The following is a 23,286-nucleotide window of genomic DNA, read 5'->3' on the forward strand; positions in this document are numbered from 1 at the left end:
CCCTCCTCTGTTCCCTTATATAAATACTAAGACCTTATCTTCCGTCTCATACATGTGTTCAAACTCTATATTTTCCATATACATATTGGTGTATACAAGTGGTTCTAAATTATATAAAATCGTTTGTTCCTGTAAAGAAGTAGGCATATTTTCTCGGAAAAAGAAATCATCTTCTTCATCGAATGTATCCTCTTCAGTATCAAATTCTATTTCTTCACTCAACGGAAACAGAGATTGAATATAAGATACTTCCTCCACTTCAGAAATATTTACCCATCTAGGATTGATTATAGAAGCATAGTGGTCGTTTTTGCCTAGGTACGGAATGAACTCCGCTTTCTTATTGATTAGATAATCAGCTAAAGTATCAAACAATCCTTCTTCCATTTCATCAGAAGGAATCAAATAAATTGTCCAATGGGGATTTTCTAACCATTGTTCTTTTACAATCAAGTTGCTGCCCTTATTCGCAAATCCAGTTGTATTCGTAAATGTTTGAATTTTACGAGAGAAATAGCCTCTGTCACCATGCGGAACAATGCTGATACGTAAGTCTTTTAATTTTTGATAAAACTCAGGGAAGATTCGTTCTTCCCCTGAGTTGTTTCGTTTTGCTTGAGAATAACCATCTAATCCGATGATTGCTCCTAATATGCCTGTTAACGCTACCTTGTGAATATGACTATATGTGAAATAGTTTTCTTGATTCACATCGGGTTTTTTAAAAAAAGCGAAATCGCCTTTTAGTTCAAATGCAATTCCTTTCATGTTGAACCCTCCACCCTATTTTAATTTACTTCCTGTAAACACCTGAAGGTATTGTACATCTATATCTAAAGCATCTAATTTTGCTGTTTCTACTTCTACATTCAGAGGGTTGTAGTAGATTTCTACTGTTTTCACAGCATCTTTCACATCACTTAGAAGGTTAGCTAGGTTAGCAAGGTTATATATCGCTTTTTCACCTTCAAAAGTAACATCGACATATTTATTCAAGTTTGGTAATAATGCTTTTGATTCGTCTTCGAGTTCCACAAATAATGCAAATTCTACGAAGCAGCCAGCCTTTGTGTTTGTATTTAATGCTAAAGGTCCTAAACGAGCACCTAGTTTGAATGCTTCGTATGCTTCTACTGTGTAGCCTTCGAATCCTTCAATTAGACCTTCCCATTCTTTTACGTTATTCGGATTTACGGAGAAAGGATAGATATAATGCATTCTGTCTGCAAATATTTTCTTTCCGATTGTTCCTCTGTCTGCATCTTCATTGTTTGTATTTCGGAATGGAGATAAAATATCTTGCGTTCCTACTTCTGTATTCAAGAATACGTTTAATCCGTCTACAAATTGAACAGGTCCTGTAACCCCTATATTTACCTCTTTAGTAGCAAATGTTCCTCCGAAGTTTAGTACATCTACACATTGGAAGATATTTTCTAATGTTTTTTGCACATTCACAGGAGCTTCTCCAAAAAGAGATTCATATCTTTCTTTTAAGTCTGCTACTTGTAATGTATCTTTTTTTCCTTTTACTATTGATTTTATATAGAGCACATTATGACCCTCGTTTTTCCAAAACTGTCTAATTGGATATTTTAATGCTTTATCAGAGCCAAAATGTGTTCCGTTTGCCATAGATTTTGGCTTTCCTGTAAAATCAGCATTCCAATTTGCCATTTCTGCCTTTACACCGATAATTCCATATGCGCGATTATTCATTTTTGTCATTGTTCGTCATCCTCCGTTTTTCTATCTTCTGAATCATTTTCTTCTTTAGATTTCTTCTCTAAGAAAAAGTTTTCACTTGTGATACCATACAAAAGTGCTTCTGAATCAATGTTTGACATTCTTCCTTCAATTTCATAGTCAAGTAGTATATTTGTTGCTTTTAATAATTTGAAGTTATTTATAGAAATTGCATGACTATAATGTTTAAGTAATTCTCGTAGTTTTGTTTTAATGTTAGCGCCATTATTTACATTTACAATTTCCTCAAACATACCGATTGAACGATGTTTCGCTTTACTTTGATACATTAAGTAGTAAGCTAATTGACCAGCTAATATATAAAATTCCTTGTCGTTTTCGATTGATGGGTTTTCGTGTTCCTCTTTGACTTTTTCTTTCACATTTTGATAAGAATCTTTAAACAAGTAACTCAATTCTTTCACTCCTTCAATGTTTAGATACAGCAATAGTGACATTCCAAAGTTATAAGCATTACGCACACCTGCAAGTTTCAATCCTTCAGCCATACGAATTTTTTCTCTTATCAATTGGAACACCATTTTTTGAGCAACCGGACGAATTGTGATTGTAGTTCCAGTTTCCAAGAAATCAAACAATGCTTTTTTATTCATCATGAACTCGTCTTTCATGACGGCTGTAAACACGTTTGGTTTTGTATTTGGTTCAGAATCTAGGAAGTTTTCATGTAAAAACCCATTAAATAGGTATTTGCTAATAACTTTTAATAATTGCTGTTTATCCAGGATAGCGGGATATGCGTCAACGTTAAAACTTGCAAGGTGATTCTCGAATTTAAAACCCTTTATTGTGTTGCTTGTACTAAAAGGAATATTTTCATAGAAATCAATCGTTCCATTTTTATCTAGTTTCACAATTTTTGTACTTGATGAATCTTCTTCTTTTATAAAGATTGGTCTCATCTTTCCTTGTGATTCTAGCCATTTGTAAACGTCTTTTTGTGCTATAGCTTCTTGTACGGAAACAAGATTTGTTACTTTTTGTTCCTTTGACAAATGAAACTGATACGGTTTGTTGTCATTTACCGTGAAATCAATTGCGGGAATGCCTTTTAATTCACCATCCGCCATCATATTGAACTGATTTTTGGAAAAAATTCTTGGATAGATGTACAAGTCATATTCCTTTTCGTAATACTCCATAGGGACATCTAGAAACAACTTAATATAAGCACTTTTGGGTTTTACATGTTTAACGATATCTTCCGGAAGCTCACGAAAGAATTCTCGTATCTTTGTTATATTTTGAGAATAAAATTCTTTTGTGCGTTGATACAATGACTCTCTTTCGTCTGAATCTATATAACTCATAAGTTCCGGGAATGTTTCTCTTGCGATTACTAATTTTGCATCATTCTTTTTCACAAAAGGAAACATACTTATCATCTTCTCAGTAATAGACGGGCTATCCAATCTATTTAAGAATTGATTCGTATGTATAATTAGATGTTCATCCGTCAAAGTGCTTTTGTACGTAGGAAGCTGTTTGAGTTCGTTAAACGATTCAATTTTCATGAAAAGCGTAAACGGATTCGCGCTCCAGATAACTCTAGCTGGTATATCTATTACTTTGTTAGAGTCGTTATTCAAAATACTGCTGCAAGCATCTAATTTCTTGTACGAATCAACAAGATTAGGATTACGAATTGCTTCTCGTTTTTGATTGATAACCAGAATGCTATCTAAAACATCTTGTTTTTGTTCTTCAATGCTTTTATCAATGGATAACGTCATATATATACCTTCGGATAAGGTATATACATCTAGCGGTAACGTGGGTATTCGTTCCTCTAGTTTTTGATACTGTTGGATTAAATCCTTTATCACGAGTTCACACCACCTTTAGAAGTATTTTGCATAACAATATCCGGCACCGATGCTAGAGTTCTTCTCTCCAATGCCTGAACCTAAAAGAAGTTGTCCAATTTCTTGGGAGAGTGCATCTTCGTTTATTTTGATAGTCATTTTATGACCTAATAATTTAATGCCTTTGTAATGAGTTGCAATTGGTACTCTGTTTCCTAAATGAATCATTTTGATGAAGTTGTGGTCTCTTGGGATATCTTTCCCAGTAAAATCTTTGTATTTTTTGATTCCATTTGCTTCGATTTTATTTTGTAACACCATCAAGCTATGGTTTTTAGACAGCCAAGGCTTTCCGTCAACCGTTACAATAATCGGTGTGATAGTTGTTAATTCCTCAATCATCGGTGTTTTAATAACCTTTAGTTCTACAGCTAAAACTTGAAAATGATGATTTCCTTTTCTCAAGATGCGTTTCATTTTTTCGGCAAATGTTTGATTCGTAGTTCGAATACGAAACAAATACACTCTGCCTTTTTTGTATGTCCCATCTGATTCTATTGGATATAGATTGTTAAAAACATAATGTTTGTATTTACGAGATGTATGTAAATTACAAAGCCATTTATCTTCTTCCATACAACAATTCAAGAAAAAACCGATGTGCTGCCTTGTTTCCAAATGATGCATGTCTTGTTGTAAAAAGGCTGTGACACTTAATTCATGTACGAGCATCTTTTTTCTCCTTCGTTAGTATTTTATTTAAAACGTAATTACTTTGTAATTACTTCGTTTCCTTATATTACAAATTTTTAGTTGTATTTGCAAGTGCTTTCGAATAGAAGATAAAAAAATCCCGTTTCTTATTTGTAAGAAACGGGATTTCTTTAACATCTTATGTTATTGTTCAAGGGTTTTATTCACAATTTAATTAAAAAACTAAATTTAAAAACATCTTATGTTATTGTTCAACTTTGCTAGTTTGCTATATTTAAATAAGTTTTCCTATTTAAAAACATCTTATGTTATTGTTCAAAACTAGAAACTGGCACACCATAAATATTCTAAATTTAAAAACTACTTTTAGTTATTTTTCAATAAAAAAACACAAGCGACGAAGATTATCGGAGACATATTTAAAAACATCCTATGTTAGTATTCAAATCATACAACAAAATCTATGTAGCGAACAGCATCATTTAAAAACATCTTATGTTATTGTTCAACGTGACACCCATAGAGGTGGCTAATATGCTAATCTTATTTAAAAACATCTTATGTTCTTATTCAACTTTTTTAAAGGAGTAAAATGTCCACAATTATTTAAAAACATCCTATGTTAATTTTAAACACAAATCGGAACAAAAGTGTTTTATGCCCCTTAGTATTTAAAAACATCTTATGTTAGTATTCAATGAGAAAATTGATGACACTAATAGTAAACTATTTAAAATCACCCTATGTTTGTATTCAACTATTAATATCGCGATTAATAAAAGCAATATGTATATTTAAAAACATATTATGTTCTTGTTCAAATCTATTTACCATTAATTAGGGCAATCATATATACAATTTAAAAACATCCTATATTACTATTCAATAGACGCGTTGCACAAGAAAAAGATTCATTTAAAAACATTTTATGTTATTATTCAACCTTTACATGAACAAGCATTCCGTTTAATGGGCGTATTTAAAAACATCTTATGTTAATTTTCAACTTATTTTTATCATGTAAGTGGCTGATTATTTAAAAACATCTTATGTTCTTATTCAACTATATCTGGTATGAAGTTGAACAATTAACTTTATATTTAAAAACATCTTATGTTACTATTCAACTGTCTGTAACTTCTTGCTTTTTTTGCTGCATTAAAATTTAAAAACATCTTATGTTACTATTCAACCCCAGATAAACCAACTTTTTCTATTTTCATCATACACAAAAATCCTTTTCGCATCAATCATTTTATATTTTTCACAATCATTCTAAAACCTTGATATATTTGGTGGAACCGTTACAGAAAAGGATTAAACTATGATTTTTTATAAAAAACAGGTTATATATCATCTATATAACCTGTTTTTTTGCTTTCAATGAAACATTAAAATTTATACAAAAACATTTAAAATCAAAATAAGAATTAACGCTACCACTGATAAAATCGTTTCTAATGCAGTCCATGTAAGTAATGTTTCTTTAACTGTCATACCAAAGTATTCTTTGATTAACCAAAAACCAGAATCATTTACGTGAGAAAGAATTAGAGAACCTGCACCTGTTGCAAGAACAAGTAATTCTAAATTCACTCCAGGCATAGTTGCTGCGATTGGAGCAACGATACCAGCAGCTGTCATCATAGATACAGTAGCAGAACCTGTTGCTACACGAATCAATGCAGCGATTGTCCAAGCTAAAAGAATTGGTGAAACATGAGAATCTTTTGCTATATCAGCAATATATGTTCCGATTCCAGAATCTAAAAGAACTTTGTTAAATGCTCCACCTGCACCAATTACAAGTAGAATACTTGCTGTTGGAGCTAAAGCATCATTTGTAAATTTTAAAATCTTATCGCGATTAAACCCTCTTGCATATCCTAAACTAAAGAATGAATATAGTGTTGCAATTAATAATGCCACGATTGGGTCTCCAATGAATTTCAAAGTTTGGAATATCATTGTGCCTTTTTCCAATGTTAAATCTGCTACAGAAGAAGATAACATTAAAAATACAGGAATTAAAATGGTGAACAATGTATTTGCAAATCCAGGAAGCTCTTTGATTTCATCTTTGTTAGATGTTAATTGTTCTCCCATTTCTTTTGGAACAGTTTTATGTATTCTCTTTCCAATCCATTTACCGTATAGTGGACCAGCAACAATTGCTGTTGGAAGACCTATTAGTAAAGAATATAGAATTGTAATACCAACATCTGCTTTATAAATACCTACAGTTGCCATTGCAGCTGGATGCGGAGGAACTAATCCGTGTACAACTGATAAACCAGCAACTAAAGGAACACCGATAGCTACTAATGAAATTCCAGTTTCCATAGCAATCGTAAATAAAAGTGGAACTAATAATACGAAACCTACTTGGAAGAATACAGGAATACCAACAATAAATGCAACGAACATCATAGCCCAATGAACGTGTTTTTTGCCAAAGCGGTCAAGTAATGTGCGAGCAATACGTTCTGCCCCACCTGATTCTGCCATCATTTTTCCTAACATTGTACCTAAAGCTAATACAATTGCTAAAAATCCTAATGTATTTCCCATTCCAGCTTTAATAGAATCTATAATACCTGGTGTGGTTGCCGGGTCAGACGATACAATCGGCATACCTGTTGCAAGACCTACACCAATAGCCGTAATTAATAACGCAACAAACGGGTTCATTTTTGCCCAAGTGATAAGCAAGAGCAAAGCTACGATTGCTGCTAATACAATAAATAGCAACATAATATATCCTCCCTAATCAAAAGTAACCATGTCTTTGGAATTGTGAGATGATATCAAAATCATCTTTTAGTTTGTGATATAAACGGTCATACATATAATACATCTCCATATATATAGCGTTATTCTCTAGATTTGGTTCATGTTGATGTGTAATATGAATCTGGTTTTTTACATCTTCTAAACTATGAATGTGTTTTGTAGCTAAAAGAACGAGTGAAGCTGCTCCTAAAGCAGAAGCTTCATGACTTTCAGGAACCAACACTTCCCTTCCTGTTACATCGGACAATATTTGTCTCCATGTTTCCGAACGTGCAAAACCACCAGAAGCCCTAATAATAGAACTAGTCCCAGTTAAAGAACGGAGAGCAACACCTACAGAGAATACACTTAAGATGACTCCTTCTAAAACTGCGCGAATAAAATGCTCTCGTTTATGGTGCAAGCTTATACCGAAGAATACGCCTCGTGCATTTGCATTCCAATATGGAGCTCGCTCTCCTGATAAGAACGGTAAGAACAATAAGCCATCAGCTCCAGCTGGAACCTTTTCAGCATATTGAATCATTAAGTCATAAGGGTCTACCTGTAAACGCTTTGCAATTTCTTTTTCTGTGCCGGCAAATTCATCGCGTAACCATCTAAGCATAATCCCCCCATTATTGGTTGGACCTCCAATTACCCAATGGTCATCTGACAAAGCATAACAAAACGTTCTTCCTTGCTCATCCACTAATGGTTTATCAGCAACTGTACGTATTGCTCCACTCGTACCAATTGTTACGGCTGTTTCTTTTGGACTAATAGCCCCTACTCCGACATTCGCTAATACGCCATCACTCGCTCCAATTACAAACTTAGTAGAAGTTTGTATACCCATACGAGATGCGAATTCAAATTTCATGTTATCTAAGATATGAGTGGTTGGTACCGGTGTAGATAATTTGTTTTTATCTAAATTTAGTAAATTTAATACATCTGTATCCCAATCCAAATCTTTTAAATTGAACAGCCCCGTAGCAGAAGCAATAGAATAATCTACTACATATTCACCGAAAAGATGATATAAAACATATTCTTTAATAGAAATGAACTTATGCGTTTTTTCGTACAGTTCTGGTTCTTCTTCTTTAAACCACATTAATTTTGATAATGGAGACATCGGATGAATTGGTGTCCCTGTTCGTTTGTAAATCTCCATTCCGTTGTATTCATTTAATATTTTTTTGGATTGCTGAACACTTCGGTTATCCGCCCAAACAATCACTTGTGTGAGAGGGTCACAATTTTCGTCCACAGCGATTAACGAATGCATAGCGGTACTTATACCAATCCCAACAATCTGCTGCGCTGTAACGTTTGCTTTTTGTATAGAAACGGAAATGCTATCAATAAATGCATTGAAAATAGTTTGTGGGTTTTGCTCAGCCCATGATGGTTTTGGATTAAATAATGGATACTCTACCCCGTGAGTTGCTAAAACATGACCTTTCATGTCAAACACTACGGATTTTGTACTAGTTGTTCCAATGTCTACTCCGATTACCACTTCAGAACGATGCATTTATTCATCACCTACCTTATAATTGATTAATAAATTCTTTTTTTACTTCATTGTTATGTTTCATTCTCGGATTTGGAACCCCTTTCATTTTTTTAATAAAATATAAAATGCGAAAAATTTATTACTTACCACGTCCTTAAAACATATAATTCTAATAAAAGGATAGAATTCAAATGAGTCTAAATACCCAACAAATATTTTATTGATATAACAAAAAAGCAACCAATCGGCTGCTTTTAATTACATATTTATTGTGGTGGTATAAATTGCTTTATTATGCTTCAAACAAAGTTAAGCAGAAACAACAGAATTTCTAGGTTCTTTCATGAGTAATGCCAATCTCTGTTCTTCCCAATAGGAAGCACCCTCTTGGCAGAAAACATGTTCATGTTTCTCTAATAATGTCACCATTTCGGAACTTCCTATATTATCAATGACAAATTTATATTTTTTAATACGTCCGCCCTTTTGGATTAAAAACTCCGATATCTGAATATCATCATGAATAACTGAAAAAGATAGACCTTCATCTCCCTCTTCATTCACCTTATTTACATCGGCTCCTGCTTCAACTAAAAGCTTTATGGTTGTATAATCATCTCTTCTCAAAGCTTCTGCTAAAGGGAATTGTTTCATTTTATCCCCTTTCATTAAGTCTATACCTAATGTTAGTAACTCCTTTATCCATTCATGATTTTTGCGAGCTATAGCATCAAAGAGAATCGTTTCCTCGAAAATAATTGGTTCATATACTAACTCTGGATAATTCTTTAAAATTTCCATACATTGATTTATCTTGTTGTCCGAATAATAAACATACACATCATTTTTTGGATTCATGTTTTTTTGCTCCTTTGTTTTTTGTATATATTGTAGACTATTTCTAGAAAATTGTGCTAAAAATAAATTTCTGAAAAAATTATAAATAATAAAAACCAAATCCAAAATTTTTTTCTGAATTCATGACATTTCAAAACCCAATATGCTATAATAGCCAAAGCAATTAAAAAAACAAAACCATATATATTCATATTACTTATGTTTTCAGCACAATTTCGTAAAGACTAGAAGAATACATTCTAGCTTTTTTATTGTGTTTATAATCATATGTAAGAACATTGAATGTTCGGAAAGGAAAAGGTGATTGCAACATGAAAAGACAACTGATTGAGGTACGTGTAAGTAGTAATTCTGATTTAAATTCTAAAAAAATTGATGGTCTTAATATCGAGCGCGTTTGGACTATCTATGATGCTCAATTACTAGAACAAATCAAAAAAAATCCAGAAAAACTTAATGAAATTAACTTAGAAGAGAACAAAGGATTGTTTTTTGAACATAAAAAAAGTGATTGGAATGTAGATGAAGACAATCTATTTTGGTATTACACAAGATTAGCAAGCCGTAATGACAGAATGAACGTTATTTTAGAAATTAATGAATAAGAAATTCTAAATAAATAAATTCAGAAATTACCTACACATTCAAATATCGGTCTCTCAATACAAATAAGTAAGAGCGGACTTTTATCCATTTGTTGCATATAAACAAAACGCAACAAGTAGATGACCTAAATATACATATATTGATAATTTCAGGGTATTCATCGCAATAAGTGATGATAATTGATACATAATGAAAACAAAAATAGTTATGCCTATTTAGATTAGTAAAAGGAGACTCTTTTTATGAGTTATAATGAATCAAAAACAGTGTTAAGAGCCGAACTTCCTATGTTAAGAGGAAAAAGCATTCATGAAGCATACGAATACTTCTCCCCTCTTCTTGGAAAACCAGATTATGTGGATGAATGGGATGGAAAAGTGGAACTCTTTCAATACATGAACTCGAAACATGACTACGTTCCAGTTGAAAAACATGTATCTGGCAAAGAAAGTGATACGCGATGGGGCGTCGATTACATTCTTGCATATGCGAATGATTACGGAGACAAAAAAGGTAAGGCGAATCATTCTCTAAAAGAATTGCGAAGCATCGCAGAAGAAATGGCAAAGAAATTCGAAGTCAATCCTGAAGATTGCAGATTGGTATCCTATACTTGGTACAATGGTAGCGAGGAACCAATAGAATTCGAATTATAATAGATTAACTACAAAACAAGGACCGTGTTCCTTGTTTTTTTTGTATATGGACACCTGATAATGAAGGTTGCTCATTTATTTATAGAAAAAATGACAATCCTTCCAAAAACATCTTATAATATAGAAAACTCTTGAGGTGATATTATGTCAAAATACAACATAACAAAAGCTTGGTTAAACCGCCCTACTCTAAAATTTATAGATGGAGCTTGGACTGCAAAAGGAAGATTTAAACTAAATACCGGAACAGCAGGAAAATTCGAACTAAAATTCTATAATGGATATCAAAATGAGTTTTTCATAACCTTTTTTCCTGAATCCTATAAAAATATTCGGCAACAAACATTTAATAAACATGAAAAAGAATTCCAAAAGCAAGCAGCTGAATTAGTAAAAGTACAAATTCATGAACGTTTAGAAGAAATACGAGCTGCGGAAGCGGAGTTATCAAATCCAAGTATAAAAATTATTACAGCATATGCACAAAGCGGAAATATCGGAGTTAAATTTAAAATCGGTGAAAACCCCGAAAGGTTTTTGGCTCTTGTTAAAAAAGGTGACGCTGATTGGAAATTTGATATGTTCTTCTTAAATGGAACAACCGCTGGAGTTGTAACTTCTACTTGGTTGCAAGAATTATGGGAATTGGCTCAAGAACATGAAGATATAAAATTACCATTGCTATTTTAACGTATCTTTTGGTATCCTCCCCTACTTGTTCAAAGAATAAATATAAGGTGAAATATAAACAAAGGAGAATGGAAATGGATAAATTCAATAACCTGGTGACGTTTTTAAAGAACAATGGATATTCAGTAGAAGTTGAAGAACGCCGAACATATACATTTGCAAGAGTTACTGGAAACAACATATTAGCAGGTTTTTGTACAGAGCATGATAAAAATCATACACATGCTGCCTACGGCTACATTAACGGTAGAATTTCTGCTGACCATGTTGCTTGTTTCGATAGGTGGCGCAAATGCCCGATGCAATTAGATTTACCTTCTAGTAATAAGGAAATGGAATATGTATTAAATCAATTAAAATACTGGGGCAGTGATGAAGGTCACGAAATGTCTGAGGAATACAATTATGAGAAATGGGTTTTAGATTACTCCAATATGTAGTTATGCAACGAAAAAAGAGAGAAATTCCAATGTAATATTATTAACCAATGAATCATGAGCCTTACATAATACGGGTTAAAGGAGAAAAATGAACATGTTTAGAAATACACAAGTGGAAATTGATAAAGTAAAAGAACAACTCTCAAACGGAAATTCACGATTTGAAAACGGTAAAGCTTTAACTGAAATTCATGTATCTGAATTAAATAAGTTATTGGATATCGCCTATAAACATGAAGAAGAAAATTATAAGATAAAACAATTGCTTCAAGGATTTTTGCTTTGGGAAGAAATGTTTCCCTGCATTAAGCAATATAACAACTCCCATCCTGCTTTAATCAATGAAGACTATGAAACTTATAGAAAACTTATATCTGAAACAAAAGCAGTTTTACAGAATTTTTCAGATAGATAGTTACAAAACAACATAATAATAGATACATCAAAAGACGTTCAATTAACTGAACGTCTTTTTTACATATTTTGTGGCAACAATTAAAACACATTTTCCGGAACGTTTTTCATGTCCCCACCGGCGGAGAACCGCAGGGTTGCCTTCCTGGGTGAGCTGAATTACTCCAACTCCAATAGGTAGCTAGCTTAGAATTTAGATTCTAAGTAATGTGGACCAACGGAATTTAACCCTAAACCGCCTGGGCAATGCTGTACGCTACCTAGTACATGAGCACATTGTATTACTTTTTTTGTAATCCAATAGTGCTATAGGTATATTTACATAAATATCATTTTTATCCTTTTTATCTATTGAAGTGCACTTAAACCAACGAGAAATATAGAAATCATTAAAATTAATTCATAATGATAAAATAAATCCAGAAAACACAAAAAAACAAAATGAATAATAGTAAAATGGGTCTATACAAACCATAAAAAATACATATACGATTTCTGGAGTTGAAAATTATGAAAACCATTATTAAAAATGCAACGCTATTCCCTATTGTCTCCCCTTCCTTTAAAGGAGACATTTTACTAGAGGATGGTCTTATTAAAAAAATAGAAACTCATTTAGAAGAACAAGCCGATAATATTATTGATGCCGACGGACAGTTTGTATTTCCTGGTTTCATTGATGCGCATACACATTTAGGAATGTACAATGAAGGTGTAGGTTGGGAAGGAAAAGATACAAATGAAGTAACACAACCAGTAGCTCCTTTTGTACGAGCAATTGATAGTGTCAATCCTCAAGATATTGCTTTTGAAGAAGCAATACAACATGGAATTACCACTGTTCAAGTCCTTCCTGGTAGCTTTAATCCTATTGGTGGCTTAACTAGTGTTATTAAAACACATGGAAAAAATGTTGATTCTATGATTTTAAAAGCAAATAATTCTCTAAAAATTGCATTAGGTGAAAATCCAAAAAGTAAACATAACCTTACTCGAATGGGTATTATCGCTTTAATTCGAAAAGCGTTTGTTGATGCTATGACAGAAAAAGAAACGTTTGAAAATGTACATTTAAAAAGGGTATTAGCAAGAGAAATCCCTATTCGTGTACACGCACATCAAGCGAATGATATTTTAAGCGTGATTCGTTTAGCAGAAGAATTTAATTTGGATTTACGTATTGAGCATTGTACAGAAGGACATTTCATTGTAGATGAGCTAATAAAGAATAAACCTTTTGTTACATTAGGTCCTACAATGTCTGCAAGAAGTAAATACGAAACAAGAAATAAAACATTCGACACTTATAAAATATTATCTGATGCCGGTCTTGATATTTCCATCACTACAGACCATCCATACATGGAAGTTAGATATTTACCTCTAGCAGCTGCTTTAGCTGTGAAAGAAGGATTATCTGAAGAAGCAGCATTAAAAGCAATTACCCTCCACCCTGCTCGTAATCTGGGTGTAGATAATCATGTAGGTTCATTAGAAGTTGGAAAACATGCAGATATTGTAATTTGGGATAAGCATCCTTTTGATATCATGGCAAAAGCAACAATGACCTTTATTAATGGTGAGCTTGTTTATACAAAAAGAAAATAAAAAATGACAAAAGTAGCGATACTCCTCTCTATTGGTAACGGGCTCCGTTATAAGGGAGGAGTTTTCGTTTAATAGGACGAATTTTGATGTATTGGTTCTTTCGGCTGTATTAAGCAATGAGAAGGAACTATAATGCATCCAATGAATATAAAAAATGGAGGCGATTCATATGATGGTAGTTACCACAGAAAACATTGAAGGATACAAAATTGTAGAAGTTAAAGGACCTACATTTGGTCTAATTGTAAGAAGTAGAGGTCTTGGCGGTGATATTATGGCAGGTTTGAAATCCCTAGTAGGCGGAGAAATTAAACAATATACCGCTATGCTTGAAGATTCAAGAAAAGAAGCTATGGACCGTATGATTAAAAATGCTACGCAAATGGGAGCAAACGCAATTATAATGATGAGATATGACTCTGGAGAAATCGGAAAAAATATGAGTGAAATCGTGTCATATGGCACTGCTGTTGTTGTGGAAAAAATATAATGAAATTCGTTATAGGATATTATGTCTTAGAAGTTATAATACTTATTGTATGCATATTGCTTGGGTATTTTATATATGACAAACGGTTTAATCGTAATCACGGTGAGAAGGTTCCCAATGGATTTCAATCGACAGAAGAAGTAAATATTGACCCTGTAACTGGAGAAAAAACAAGAGTGTATTACAATCCTGATACAGGTGAAAGATTTTATAAAAAAGAAAAATAATAGCAAAGAAATTAACATATCGAAAAAACCACGTTTTTTTATAAGTTGTGGTTTTTTTGTTTGTTGCTATGTAAAATTGACACATATTTATCCTTGCTAACAGACCCCCTTCCCCTACTGAATTGATGTTTCACAACATTTTTATGAAAATTTACCCAAAATAATAATTTCAATTTACAATGTATAGGTAAATTAAATAAAAAATGCTCGAAATAAGAAAGGAAGATTTAAAATGTCAAAAGAACTTAATGGAATTATTAAAAACTCTTTATTTGCAATGGTAGATTTATTCTTGGATTATGTTTCTGGAGAATGCGTAGATAGTCAAATAGAAAATATCTCAGAATTTATCATCGACTGTACGAATTTAAAACCAGAAGAACCTGAATTTGAAATCATTAAATTAAAATTCGAAGAAGAGTTTGAAAATGCGAATTTCTTTGTTGACCTAGAAAAAGATGAAGTTACGGAAAGAATAGAAAAAGCAGTTACAAAACTAGTTCAAGATTTAGAAGTTCCACCACTCGTTTTACAAGCGATTAATAAATCTTATTAATCTTTCAACGAGTCCTAAAAAGTAAATAAATACATAGCAGAAGATGGTACATAATCTTCTGCTTTTTTGTTTTGCTTTTTCCTATGACGTACCAAGATACTCATTAGGTCTATAATGCGAATTTTGAAACTTTAACCCACATAAAAGGTTTATAAGTAAAAGCTTTAATATTATATATGTCTCGAATTTGAGATTTTAATTGATTAATGACGAAACTATGTTATTTTTCAATTGTTTTAAAGACGAAAGGTAGATGTAAATAAATGATGAATTTTGAAGAATTAGCAAAAGCAAGGCGTTCAGCTGTTAACTTCGTTGAGGGAGTAGAAATGACAGATGAAGATTTCCATAAAATTTTTGAATTAACAAAGCTTTCCCCTTCTTGTTTCAACTTACAACATGCTCACTATGTTGTTGTAAGAGATAAAGAAACAAAAGAACTTATTAAAGAGGCTGGTTTCCGCCAACACAAAATACACACGGCTTCTGCTGTTGTTTTGGTATTTGGTGATAAAGATGCTTATCAAAACGTAGAAAACATCTATATGGGCATGAAGATGTTGAAAATGATTGATGAGTGGGAATATGAAAACATCGTAAATGGAGCAAGAGGCTTATATGAAAGCAAAGGCGAGCGTTTCCAAGAAGAAGAAGCAATCCGTAATGCTGCATTAAGCGCAATGTCCTTCATGTATGCTGCACAACATTATGGTTGGGAAACATGTCCGATGATTGGCTTTGATGAAGATACCATTAAATCTATATTAAACGCTCCTGATAACATGAGACCAGCGCTTATGATTACAATTGGTAAAGGTGATGAAACGAAGATTAGAAAACGCGGATACAGAAAACCTATGGGTGAATTCGTAAAATTTGATTCGTTTTAATCTAAAAAAAGACTTATCCTAATTCAACAGGATAGGTCTTTTCTGTATTTAAGTTCACTGGTTAAATATTTTTATCTGTTTAAAATCTTTATCCTCTAAGCCTTTTGTATAAACTTCTATGTTATTAGCATTTATTTTTTTATTAATTTTATAATTTTCTACATACTCATTGGGATGCTTATGGTAGCCTATCTGGTAAGGGAGTGGACGATTAGATTTGCCTTTTATTATATAAATTCCAACCTTCTTTTTGTTATTTTTCATGTAGTAATTTTCCACTGAATCAACATAACCTAAACCAACAGAAATTACAGTTTCTTTGTTGTTGATATAGTTGATTCTATATGCATTTTCATAACCAAAATACTGCCCATAAATTTGATGATTTTCTTTAAATTCAATTTGTTTTACCTGAAGAGGACCAAAATACCAATACGCATAATATAAAAATGGGAAGAAAAAAATTATAGTAAGGATATAAAATACGATATTTTTCTTTTTCAATTTAAAACCTCTCTTCGTTTAAATTTGATGAATTTTTCTAGATTTATAATTAATAAAATCTAAATTGTTAATATAATAATTTTGAATTCTCAAAAGTAAACGAAGATTTATTGATTTATTGAATAAAAAAGAACCCTATTTACTCGTTAATAGAGTAAATAGGGTTGGTTTAATGTAGTGTATACTTTGGCTGGTTACAATACATTGGCTCCACAAGTAGGATTCGAACCCACGACAGATATGTACATCTGCTCTACCACTGAGCTATTGCGGAATGAATGATGAGCCGAGTGAAGGAGTTGAACCTTCAAATTCGTCATATGTGCCATACACTTAAGAGGATTCGAACCTCATGACGCTGAGTGCCCTCAGTGCGTTTGCCAATTTCGCCAACTCGACATATTTAAAAGCGGGTGATGGGAATCGAACCCACGCTATCAGCTTGGAAGGCTGAAGTTCTACCATTAAACTACACCCGCATATATGGTGGACCCTGTAGGACTCGAACCTACGACCGGACGGTTATGAGCCGTCTGCTCTAACCAGCTGAGCTAAGGGTCCAAGTGAAAAGGAACAAAAGTCCCTTTACCTTTGAAAATAGCTGAGATTACACTTTTTCAAGAGCACCTTTAGAGACATTATTGATTCGTCTCTTATCCACATACTCCCTTTCGGCAACTATGTATTGCTCACGACTGCCTTTTTAAATAGGTGGCGGTTCCTATATGCTACGTCACTACTCAGTAACTCCTATTCCGTGAATGGTGCCCCACTCTAAGTCTCCGCTAAGAGAACCGTGCAATTCATTACTAAACAATCCAAGAGTTGCGCTCTTTTCATGTCCCTCATTCCACCAAAGTAGTGAGGGATTAAGTCGCTTTCGTGCCGTAGAGGAGCAGGCTTTCGCTTTGTATTAGATATACTTAATAAAGTAAATTCACCAATTGAATTTTTAATTAGATTCTTATTTGACCGACGACGTGCTACTCCAGTGGATTCGTAACCTTTTGGATTACAAAATACCACACGCCATCATATCCTTTCCCTGACCAGGTACTTAGACCGTAACAAAAGGTACCATGCCATCCCGACATTTCTCTTCTGTTACTGGCTACCGCCTTTAGTTGTCACGCCTCAGACTCTGTAACCTCCCAATTCCCTCTTGTTTCTTAACTGTTTGGCTAGAGTGTATGCAGCCGCCGAGCCGCTACTTCCTATGTCAGCGTTGCCCAATAGGTTTTTCTCTCAGTGTCATGAAACTATCTCCGCCTTCATACGAAGACAAGGAGGGTTGGTTCTGCTTAGATTGACTGTCGTAAGACAGCGATAGGTTGTCACTCTACCTTTACATAGCTCACACTATGCTATCAGCGCCAAGCCACTATATATATGATTGACACGGCTAAATGCCGTAGAACGCAAGGGTTCTTTGCAAGACCAATCATGAAATCTTACGAGATATTGGCTAACTTGGGAATTGTTATTCTTACACCAGGTTACTTTTCAGTTAACTCCATCACTCACCCACGAGTCATGCCAATGTAATGACCAATATATGTACCGGGCTAGCATTTCGCTTAGTCACCGGGGTCGATATTAAGCAGCCGTTTCGGTCAGCATCAATACCTGGGAAACACTAAGTAAGTATTTACACCCTACTCATGTTTTTTTCGTACTAGGTAAGGATTTTCACCTTACATGGTAGCCGCAAATTTTATCAGGAAAGCAGCTGTCTCTTTACCCTGAAACCCTATACTCTAATCCACCCGCCTGTTTGCACATTTGTCTATCCTTTTAGGGGCTGTGGTTCCTGCACTTCGGGAATTCTTTCTTCGCTACCTATCTCAACCCACGTTGCGTTAGCGTCTACTTATTCCGCCACTAATTCGAAAAGGTTATTTCCCTTATCGGAGTCCTTAAACTCCGAACAGTGAATGAACACTGAAATCTGTATGTTTATTCGAGAGGTACTGTGTGTTTTGCGGATTAAGAAACCCGATAAGAGAAATAAATAATTAAAAATTGGGCAAAGATTTACACTCTGCATGATATATATCCCTATTCTGTCACCAATGGTTAACTTATGTAGGAATCATATCATATTGAAAAAATGTTTTGTTGATTTTCTGGATTTTTTTAATTTTTTTCTGAATTTAATTTGTAATAGGTAAGGATTTACACCTCACATGGAAGCGAAACGTCTTCCTAGATTCGTTCATTTCTTCCCGTCATCTATCGCGTCTACTTATTCCGCCACTAAAACAAATCATACTATGATTTTGAAGACAGTAGGCGAACCCAATTCAGCGTTCATCTTCAAAATGGAGCGGGTGATGGGAATCGAACCCACACTATCAGCTTGGAAGGCTGAAGTTCTACCATTAAACTACACCCGCATGAGAATTTTATAATTCATCCTCTTCTACCATTCGAGAATGGCAATGTTGACAAATTAAATTAATATTAGCTCCACAAGATTTACAAACAGAAGACCTAGATTCATAACAATGTTTGTTAGAACAATGAAACGTTGCTATATCATGACAATACCCACAATGTCCCAAGTAAATCACTCCTCTAAATTAGCTTATGAGAGATAAAAAGAATCTTATATGATAGCGGTTATATACGGTTACGACGTATCCCTGTACTCCCTACAGTAAACGTCCGGGCTACTCAGAACGGGAGAGTTGTTATGGGCTGTTCTTAACATATTTAAACCTGATTGGTTCCCTAACCTATGTTCTTTTCACTTGTCTATCATATAAGATAAGATGTTGGTGATTGTGCATGGAGTTGGACCAATAACACAATCATGATATGTATGGTCTTCAGTGACAGGACTCACACCTGCTACTTCGCTAGCCTCGCGCTGTTTTGCTGCGGATAAAATTGGCTCCGCATAAACTACACTGAAGATGAATGGCTCCGCAAGTAGGATTCGAACCTACGACCTATCGGTTAACAGCCGATTGCTCTACCACTGAGCTATTACGAAATAATGAATGTATAAGTTATATCCATTAGGCAAAGGTCGAGCAACGTACCTTTACCTTTCTTTCCTTATACTCTTTTTTGAAATATAAGGTTATGGAGAAAGTTATAATGGGTTGGGCTCAGAATGATGAGAATCCATTCCCTAATAGATATAACAATATGATAATGGCTCCGCAAGTAGGATTTGAACCTACGACCTACCGGTTAACAGCCGGTTGCTCTACCGCTGAGCTATTGCGGAACGATGAATGTGTACTTTATATCCATTAGGCAAAGGTCCAGCGACGTACCTTTACCGTTTTCTTATATTTCCGTCGAAATATAAGATTGATTTCGGAGAAACCCATCATGTTAGGGTTCGGAATGCTGCAATACCATTCCCTAATGGATATAACAATATGAGAAACTGGACTTACAGGTTTTGCACCTGCATCCACTTATGTATAGAGTATTATACATAAATGAAACTAGATAATGACGAACGTTCCTTTTCACCTTTTTACTGAAAGTCCATAAGGACCTTCAGCTACCTATGCTTGACATTTTACAAGCTTAAATCCAGTTTAATAAAATATGTACCCTAAAACCCCCTACTCTCTAGTAGAGCTTGCCTACAATAATAGGTCTTATAACTTTGGTACAACGTTATTAGGGAGGGTTCGCACTTACCAGCGTTGACCCAATTCGTCACGCCCTAATACAAGTTTTCATTTGTGTTGTCTTGGATTGGTAAGTTTCCACATTCACCACACAAACTTGTAGAGGAAAAAACATTAGAATGCTACTTCAAATGTCTTTTGCTATCGGATTGTGGTTTATCCTACAGTTTTCACATTCAGCACACAAACTTTTAGAAAACATTAGAACGCTACTTCACATGTCTTTTGCCATCGGGTTGGCTGGGTTCCCCTTATCCACTGTTCATCCTACAGCACCATGAGGTAGGACTTACGATGATGACAACCGTATGGTGTTTTTACGGGAGTACACCCTTCCCAAAAGTTAAACTAGTTGGATTCCCACCAACAGACGATTCATACTAGGTCTTATTTCGATATCGTCTACGTTGTAGGGCTTTCACCTACTACAAACCTAGTAAGTTAACACTATTTGTGTCTTAATCTCATATTAAAATAGGTTGAAGACCTTAAACCACTTGGCGCTTTGGCTCTAACTTTGTCTTCGAGGACTTCGGGGTACGTATCACCAGTGTCCGGTTCTACGGTTTTCGTCTTGACCTGTTCTCAGTTTTTCCCCACTTTTATCTCTCCCCTATTTGACACTAGGCTAAAGAGGCAGGGAGTGGTTTTACCAGTCTAGGTGATTATGTGTGGAATCGAACCACATTCGACTTATCGCGAAATCGTCTCACAACAAGCCAGAAGCATAACCATATTTAGCTCCGTAACTAAGTTTCAAAATTACAACATACCGACTAAAAGCCAGTTTCTATGCAAGTGAATTACTACGGAATTACGAATATATAAGTTATATCCATTAGGCAAAGGTCCAGCGACGTACCTTTACCTGACCGATTTAAGCTGGAGAATAAATTACATAGACTTGGAATAGTCTTTCCAAACAATTCCCTAATAGATATAACAAATATAATGGGTGGCTCCGCAAGTAGGATTTGAACCTACGACCTACCGGTTAACAGCCGGTTGCTCTACCGCTGAGCTATTGCAGAATAAATTGGAGCCGGAAGGTTGGATTTTCACCAACAACCTAGGATAATAGCACGATGCTTCTTCCGACATATTAAAAAGCGGGTGATGGGAATCGAACCCACGCTATCAGCTTGGAAGGCTGAAGTTCTACCATTAAACTACACCCGCATGAGATTTCAACCCCTCCATCGAAACCCTTGTAAAGTCTCAGTACACGTCCTTGTTAACTATACCATTGATGGCGATTGTCCTAACGGCATTCGTCACATCCCTTACAATATCCCTGCTGAAAAAAGAAAACAAGTCTTCTTTATACAACTGACCAAAGGTAAAAATTACGGATTAAAACATAGGATATTTATTTTCAAACGTTAAAATTTCATTTGGTAATTTCTCATACCAAGCAGGCAGAGAAAATTTAAATAAATAATAACGACATGCTTTATATTTTTTTCGAACTATTATAGAAGAATGATAATTCACGTTGTATGCGTGACAACGATGAACTTTTTCTAAAAAAGAAAGATAGCGATGAAAACAACGTTGAACTACATGAAGAGAAGGTTTTGTTGCATTTGTTTTATGAACAAACATATGTCTGCAACCAATCAAATATCGCAACACTTCTCGTTCTTCTATGATGTTCTCTTTTTCCGATAGCTCAATTCCCCATGTTGACAACAAATCATGTCCCCACTTTTCATTATCAAAGTGATTCAATATTTCGTCATAACGGTTCTGAATATCGGCTATCGCTTGGAAGTATTTTAAATGCATTAGCATTCACTTTCTTTCGTTTTAGATACTCTCATAAAACATTTTTTTAAGATTGAGGTTAACATCTTTAAAAATACATGAAACCATTTTAGATTTCATGTATTGTATGTTGGAACAAAAGTCAATCAGAGAAACAGTTACCAGAATCACTAACGTGATGAGAATTATGATTATTTTGGTGATTACAACTATTATTAGATTCGTAATAGTTTGATTGGTATGAATTCGTATTCGTTTGCATTGCAGAATTTTGCATTGCGCGTTGCTGACGTCTACGTTTTTCTTCCTCTTCTTTGCGACGATTGTACATATCCAACACCTCACAATTTTATATAATTTATCAAGGGAAGCTTATTTTGAAGGGTCATATGATGTGTCGCATTCAGTTAGAATGAAATGCATCGGATTATTACTTCCCTTGATAAAAACGTCCCTGGAGAGATTCGAACTCCCGACTCTTCGCTTAGAAGGCGAATGCTCTATCCGCTGAGCTACAGGGACATGATTGGTGGACCCTGTAGGATTTGAACCTACGACCGGACGGTTATGAGCCGTCTGCTCTGACCAGCTGAGCTAAGGGTCCAAGACTTAATTTTAAAGGGTTAATTATTCCCTTTCAAAGAGACTAGTTACCTACTAATTATACAAAGTATAATCCTTCGGTAGCATGCCAACCACTCCTAATAGCCTCTTTGGAAAGGAACAACCGTTCCATCCTATTAAATTATCGTTAGGAAGATACTATTTTTGTAGTCCCTGTCCATCAAAGTGAACCGCTATTGCAATTCGACTTCCAACTTCCCTACGATTGTATGGGCGTAGAGTTTGAAGGATAACTTATTTTCGAAAGGCTGAGATTACACCTTATCAAGAGCATCTTTAGAGACATTATGGATTCGTCTCTTATCCACATAATCCCTTTCGGCAATTATGTATTGCTCACGACTGCCTTTTCTGAATGGGTGGCTTTTCCCATCTACTACGTCACTACTCAGTAACTCCGATTCTGTGAACGATGCCTCGCTCTAAATTCCCGCTAAGGAAACCATGCAATTCATTACTAAACAATCCAAGAGTTGCGCTCTTTTCATGTCCCTCATTCTATCGAAATAGTGAGGGTTTAAGTCGCTTTCGTGCCGCAGGGGAGCAGGCTTTCGCTTGTTGTATCGTTGAATATACTTATTATAAATTCACCACGAATTTTAATATTTATAAATATTAGGTTAGTTTTTGACTGACGATGTGCTGCCCCAGTGGATTCGTAATCTTTTGGACTACAAAATACCACACACCATCCTACTCTTTCTCTGACCAGGTACT

Annotated in this window: 20 protein-coding genes and 11 tRNA genes; 10 read left to right on the forward strand and 21 right to left on the reverse strand. The window is 34.5% G+C overall.

Annotated features, from left to right (window positions below; genetic code table 11):
* Window positions 1–15: 15 nt before the first annotated feature.
* The 7 genes from cas5b to PDL00_RS05935 all read right to left on the reverse strand — a co-directional run bounded on the left by cas5b (window position 16) and on the right by PDL00_RS05935 (window position 9,441).
* Window positions 16–768 carry a type I-B CRISPR-associated protein Cas5b gene (gene cas5b, locus PDL00_RS05905; protein WP_270727462.1) on the reverse strand — a complete coding sequence of 251 codons (753 nt, stop codon included), beginning with the start codon at window positions 766–768 and terminating at the stop codon, window positions 16–18.
* A gap of 15 nt (window positions 769–783) precedes the next feature.
* The gene (locus PDL00_RS05910; protein ID WP_270727463.1) at window positions 784–1,728 is read right to left on the reverse strand and encodes a type I CRISPR-associated protein Cas7; all 945 of its coding nucleotides are present in this window, start codon (window positions 1,726–1,728) and stop codon (window positions 784–786) included.
* Complete coding sequence (locus tag PDL00_RS05915; protein WP_270727466.1) at window positions 1,725–3,593, reverse strand: hypothetical protein; 1,869 nt, start codon at window positions 3,591–3,593, stop codon at window positions 1,725–1,727. Before PDL00_RS05915 ends, PDL00_RS05910 begins: the two co-directional genes overlap by 4 nt.
* A 15-nt stretch (window positions 3,594–3,608) precedes the next feature.
* Window positions 3,609–4,304 (reverse strand): CRISPR-associated endoribonuclease Cas6, encoded by a 696-nt coding sequence (gene cas6 / locus PDL00_RS05920; protein WP_270727468.1) that lies wholly within the window; start codon window positions 4,302–4,304, stop codon window positions 3,609–3,611.
* Window positions 4,305–5,684: 1,380 nt separating this feature from the next.
* Window positions 5,685–7,040, reverse strand: a complete 1,356-nt coding sequence (locus PDL00_RS05925; RefSeq protein ID WP_270727472.1) for a GntP family permease — start codon at window positions 7,038–7,040, stop codon at window positions 5,685–5,687.
* A gap of 16 nt (window positions 7,041–7,056) precedes the next feature.
* Complete coding sequence (gene gntK / locus PDL00_RS05930; protein WP_270727474.1) at window positions 7,057–8,601, reverse strand: gluconokinase; 1,545 nt, start codon at window positions 8,599–8,601, stop codon at window positions 7,057–7,059.
* A gap of 291 nt (window positions 8,602–8,892) precedes the next feature.
* Entirely contained in the window at window positions 8,893–9,441 is a 549-nt protein-coding gene (locus PDL00_RS05935; RefSeq protein WP_270727477.1) for an ankyrin repeat domain-containing protein, read from the reverse strand.
* Between the two features lie 311 nt (window positions 9,442–9,752).
* Between PDL00_RS05935 and PDL00_RS05940 the strand changes: the two genes are divergently transcribed.
* From PDL00_RS05940 to PDL00_RS05985, 10 genes are all read left to right on the forward strand, one after another.
* A complete protein-coding gene (locus PDL00_RS05940) occupies window positions 9,753–10,046 on the forward strand; it encodes a hypothetical protein (RefSeq protein WP_270727480.1) in 294 nt (97 codons plus the stop codon).
* A gap of 243 nt (window positions 10,047–10,289) precedes the next feature.
* Entirely contained in the window at window positions 10,290–10,703 is a 414-nt protein-coding gene (locus tag PDL00_RS05945; RefSeq protein ID WP_270727482.1) for a hypothetical protein, read from the forward strand.
* Between the two features lie 144 nt (window positions 10,704–10,847).
* Complete coding sequence (locus tag PDL00_RS05950) at window positions 10,848–11,393, forward strand: hypothetical protein (RefSeq protein ID WP_270727485.1); 546 nt, start codon at window positions 10,848–10,850, stop codon at window positions 11,391–11,393.
* Between the two features lie 74 nt (window positions 11,394–11,467).
* The gene (locus PDL00_RS05955; protein WP_270727487.1) at window positions 11,468–11,833 is read left to right on the forward strand and encodes a hypothetical protein; all 366 of its coding nucleotides are present in this window, start codon (window positions 11,468–11,470) and stop codon (window positions 11,831–11,833) included.
* Window positions 11,834–11,927: 94 nt separating this feature from the next.
* On the forward strand, window positions 11,928–12,248 hold the full coding sequence (locus PDL00_RS05960) for a hypothetical protein (RefSeq protein ID WP_270727491.1): 321 nt from the start codon (window positions 11,928–11,930) through the stop codon (window positions 12,246–12,248).
* A gap of 509 nt (window positions 12,249–12,757) precedes the next feature.
* On the forward strand, window positions 12,758–13,855 hold the full coding sequence (locus tag PDL00_RS05965) for an amidohydrolase (RefSeq protein ID WP_270727493.1): 1,098 nt from the start codon (window positions 12,758–12,760) through the stop codon (window positions 13,853–13,855).
* Between the two features lie 169 nt (window positions 13,856–14,024).
* Complete coding sequence (locus tag PDL00_RS05970) at window positions 14,025–14,345, forward strand: YbjQ family protein (RefSeq protein WP_098007017.1); 321 nt, start codon at window positions 14,025–14,027, stop codon at window positions 14,343–14,345.
* Window positions 14,345–14,572: a hypothetical protein gene (locus PDL00_RS05975; protein WP_270727498.1), complete on the forward strand. Its 228-nt coding sequence runs from the start codon at window positions 14,345–14,347 to the stop codon at window positions 14,570–14,572. Before PDL00_RS05970 ends, PDL00_RS05975 begins: the two co-directional genes overlap by 1 nt.
* A gap of 232 nt (window positions 14,573–14,804) precedes the next feature.
* Window positions 14,805–15,128 (forward strand): hypothetical protein, encoded by a 324-nt coding sequence (locus PDL00_RS05980; protein ID WP_270727500.1) that lies wholly within the window; start codon window positions 14,805–14,807, stop codon window positions 15,126–15,128.
* Between the two features lie 263 nt (window positions 15,129–15,391).
* Complete coding sequence (locus PDL00_RS05985; protein WP_240527636.1) at window positions 15,392–16,018, forward strand: nitroreductase family protein; 627 nt, start codon at window positions 15,392–15,394, stop codon at window positions 16,016–16,018.
* A gap of 54 nt (window positions 16,019–16,072) precedes the next feature.
* Here the strand turns inward: PDL00_RS05985 and PDL00_RS05990 are convergent, their stop codons facing one another.
* The 14 genes from PDL00_RS05990 to PDL00_RS06055 form a co-directional block, all read right to left on the reverse strand.
* Window positions 16,073–16,522, reverse strand: a complete 450-nt coding sequence (locus PDL00_RS05990; protein ID WP_270727502.1) for a hypothetical protein — start codon at window positions 16,520–16,522, stop codon at window positions 16,073–16,075.
* A gap of 205 nt (window positions 16,523–16,727) precedes the next feature.
* Window positions 16,728–16,796, reverse strand: a tRNA-OTHER gene (locus PDL00_RS05995).
* A 10-nt stretch (window positions 16,797–16,806) separates the two neighbouring features.
* Window positions 16,807–16,921: transfer RNA gene (locus tag PDL00_RS06000), tRNA-OTHER, on the reverse strand.
* Between the two features lie 9 nt (window positions 16,922–16,930).
* A tRNA-Gly gene (locus tag PDL00_RS06005) sits at window positions 16,931–17,001 on the reverse strand.
* A 5-nt stretch (window positions 17,002–17,006) separates the two neighbouring features.
* Window positions 17,007–17,083, reverse strand: a tRNA-Ile gene (locus tag PDL00_RS06010).
* Between the two features lie 1,761 nt (window positions 17,084–18,844).
* Window positions 18,845–18,918: transfer RNA gene (locus PDL00_RS06015), tRNA-Gly, on the reverse strand.
* A gap of 527 nt (window positions 18,919–19,445) precedes the next feature.
* A tRNA-Asn gene (locus tag PDL00_RS06020) sits at window positions 19,446–19,520 on the reverse strand.
* A gap of 165 nt (window positions 19,521–19,685) precedes the next feature.
* Window positions 19,686–19,760 (reverse strand) — tRNA-Asn (locus tag PDL00_RS06025).
* Between the two features lie 1,374 nt (window positions 19,761–21,134).
* Window positions 21,135–21,209, reverse strand: a tRNA-Asn gene (locus PDL00_RS06030).
* A 77-nt stretch (window positions 21,210–21,286) separates the two neighbouring features.
* Window positions 21,287–21,357: transfer RNA gene (locus tag PDL00_RS06035), tRNA-Gly, on the reverse strand.
* 174 nt (window positions 21,358–21,531) lie between these two features.
* Entirely contained in the window at window positions 21,532–21,966 is a 435-nt protein-coding gene (locus PDL00_RS06040) for a hypothetical protein (protein ID WP_270727504.1), read from the reverse strand.
* A 121-nt stretch (window positions 21,967–22,087) separates the two neighbouring features.
* Window positions 22,088–22,276 carry a hypothetical protein gene (locus tag PDL00_RS06045; RefSeq protein ID WP_270727506.1) on the reverse strand — a complete coding sequence of 63 codons (189 nt, stop codon included), beginning with the start codon at window positions 22,274–22,276 and terminating at the stop codon, window positions 22,088–22,090.
* A gap of 118 nt (window positions 22,277–22,394) precedes the next feature.
* Window positions 22,395–22,467, reverse strand: a tRNA-Arg gene (locus PDL00_RS06050).
* A 5-nt stretch (window positions 22,468–22,472) separates the two neighbouring features.
* A tRNA-Ile gene (locus tag PDL00_RS06055) sits at window positions 22,473–22,549 on the reverse strand.
* Between the last annotated feature and the right edge of the window lie 737 nt (window positions 22,550–23,286).

This window comes from Bacillus cereus group sp. TH152-1LC (genome assembly GCF_027710505.1).
Lineage (GTDB): Bacteria > Bacillota > Bacilli > Bacillales > Bacillaceae_G > Bacillus_A > Bacillus_A mobilis.

Excerpts from the sequence above, each read along its gene's own strand:
- cas5b (WP_270727462.1), bottom strand. The coding sequence starts at position 768 with ATGAAAGGAATTGCATTTGAACTAAAAGGCGATTTCGCTTTTTTTAAA.
- PDL00_RS05910 (WP_270727463.1), bottom strand. The coding sequence starts at position 1,728 with ATGACAAAAATGAATAATCGCGCATATGGAATTATCGGTGTAAAGGCA.
- cas6 (WP_270727468.1), bottom strand. The coding sequence starts at position 4,304 with ATGCTCGTACATGAATTAAGTGTCACAGCCTTTTTACAACAAGACATG.
- PDL00_RS05925 (WP_270727472.1), bottom strand. The coding sequence starts at position 7,040 with ATGTTGCTATTTATTGTATTAGCAGCAATCGTAGCTTTGCTCTTGCTT.
- gntK (WP_270727474.1), bottom strand. The coding sequence starts at position 8,601 with ATGCATCGTTCTGAAGTGGTAATCGGAGTAGACATTGGAACAACTAGT.
- PDL00_RS05935 (WP_270727477.1), bottom strand. The coding sequence starts at position 9,441 with ATGAATCCAAAAAATGATGTGTATGTTTATTATTCGGACAACAAGATA.
- PDL00_RS05940 (WP_270727480.1), top strand. The coding sequence starts at position 9,753 with ATGAAAAGACAACTGATTGAGGTACGTGTAAGTAGTAATTCTGATTTA.
- PDL00_RS05945 (WP_270727482.1), top strand. The coding sequence starts at position 10,290 with ATGAGTTATAATGAATCAAAAACAGTGTTAAGAGCCGAACTTCCTATG.
- PDL00_RS05950 (WP_270727485.1), top strand. The coding sequence starts at position 10,848 with ATGTCAAAATACAACATAACAAAAGCTTGGTTAAACCGCCCTACTCTA.
- PDL00_RS05955 (WP_270727487.1), top strand. The coding sequence starts at position 11,468 with ATGGATAAATTCAATAACCTGGTGACGTTTTTAAAGAACAATGGATAT.
- PDL00_RS05960 (WP_270727491.1), top strand. The coding sequence starts at position 11,928 with ATGTTTAGAAATACACAAGTGGAAATTGATAAAGTAAAAGAACAACTC.
- PDL00_RS05965 (WP_270727493.1), top strand. The coding sequence starts at position 12,758 with ATGAAAACCATTATTAAAAATGCAACGCTATTCCCTATTGTCTCCCCT.
- PDL00_RS05970 (WP_098007017.1), top strand. The coding sequence starts at position 14,025 with ATGATGGTAGTTACCACAGAAAACATTGAAGGATACAAAATTGTAGAA.
- PDL00_RS05975 (WP_270727498.1), top strand. The coding sequence starts at position 14,345 with ATGAAATTCGTTATAGGATATTATGTCTTAGAAGTTATAATACTTATT.
- PDL00_RS05980 (WP_270727500.1), top strand. The coding sequence starts at position 14,805 with ATGTCAAAAGAACTTAATGGAATTATTAAAAACTCTTTATTTGCAATG.
- PDL00_RS05985 (WP_240527636.1), top strand. The coding sequence starts at position 15,392 with ATGATGAATTTTGAAGAATTAGCAAAAGCAAGGCGTTCAGCTGTTAAC.
- PDL00_RS06040 (WP_270727504.1), bottom strand. The coding sequence starts at position 21,966 with ATGCATTTAAAATACTTCCAAGCGATAGCCGATATTCAGAACCGTTAT.
- PDL00_RS06045 (WP_270727506.1), bottom strand. The coding sequence starts at position 22,276 with ATGTACAATCGTCGCAAAGAAGAGGAAGAAAAACGTAGACGTCAGCAA.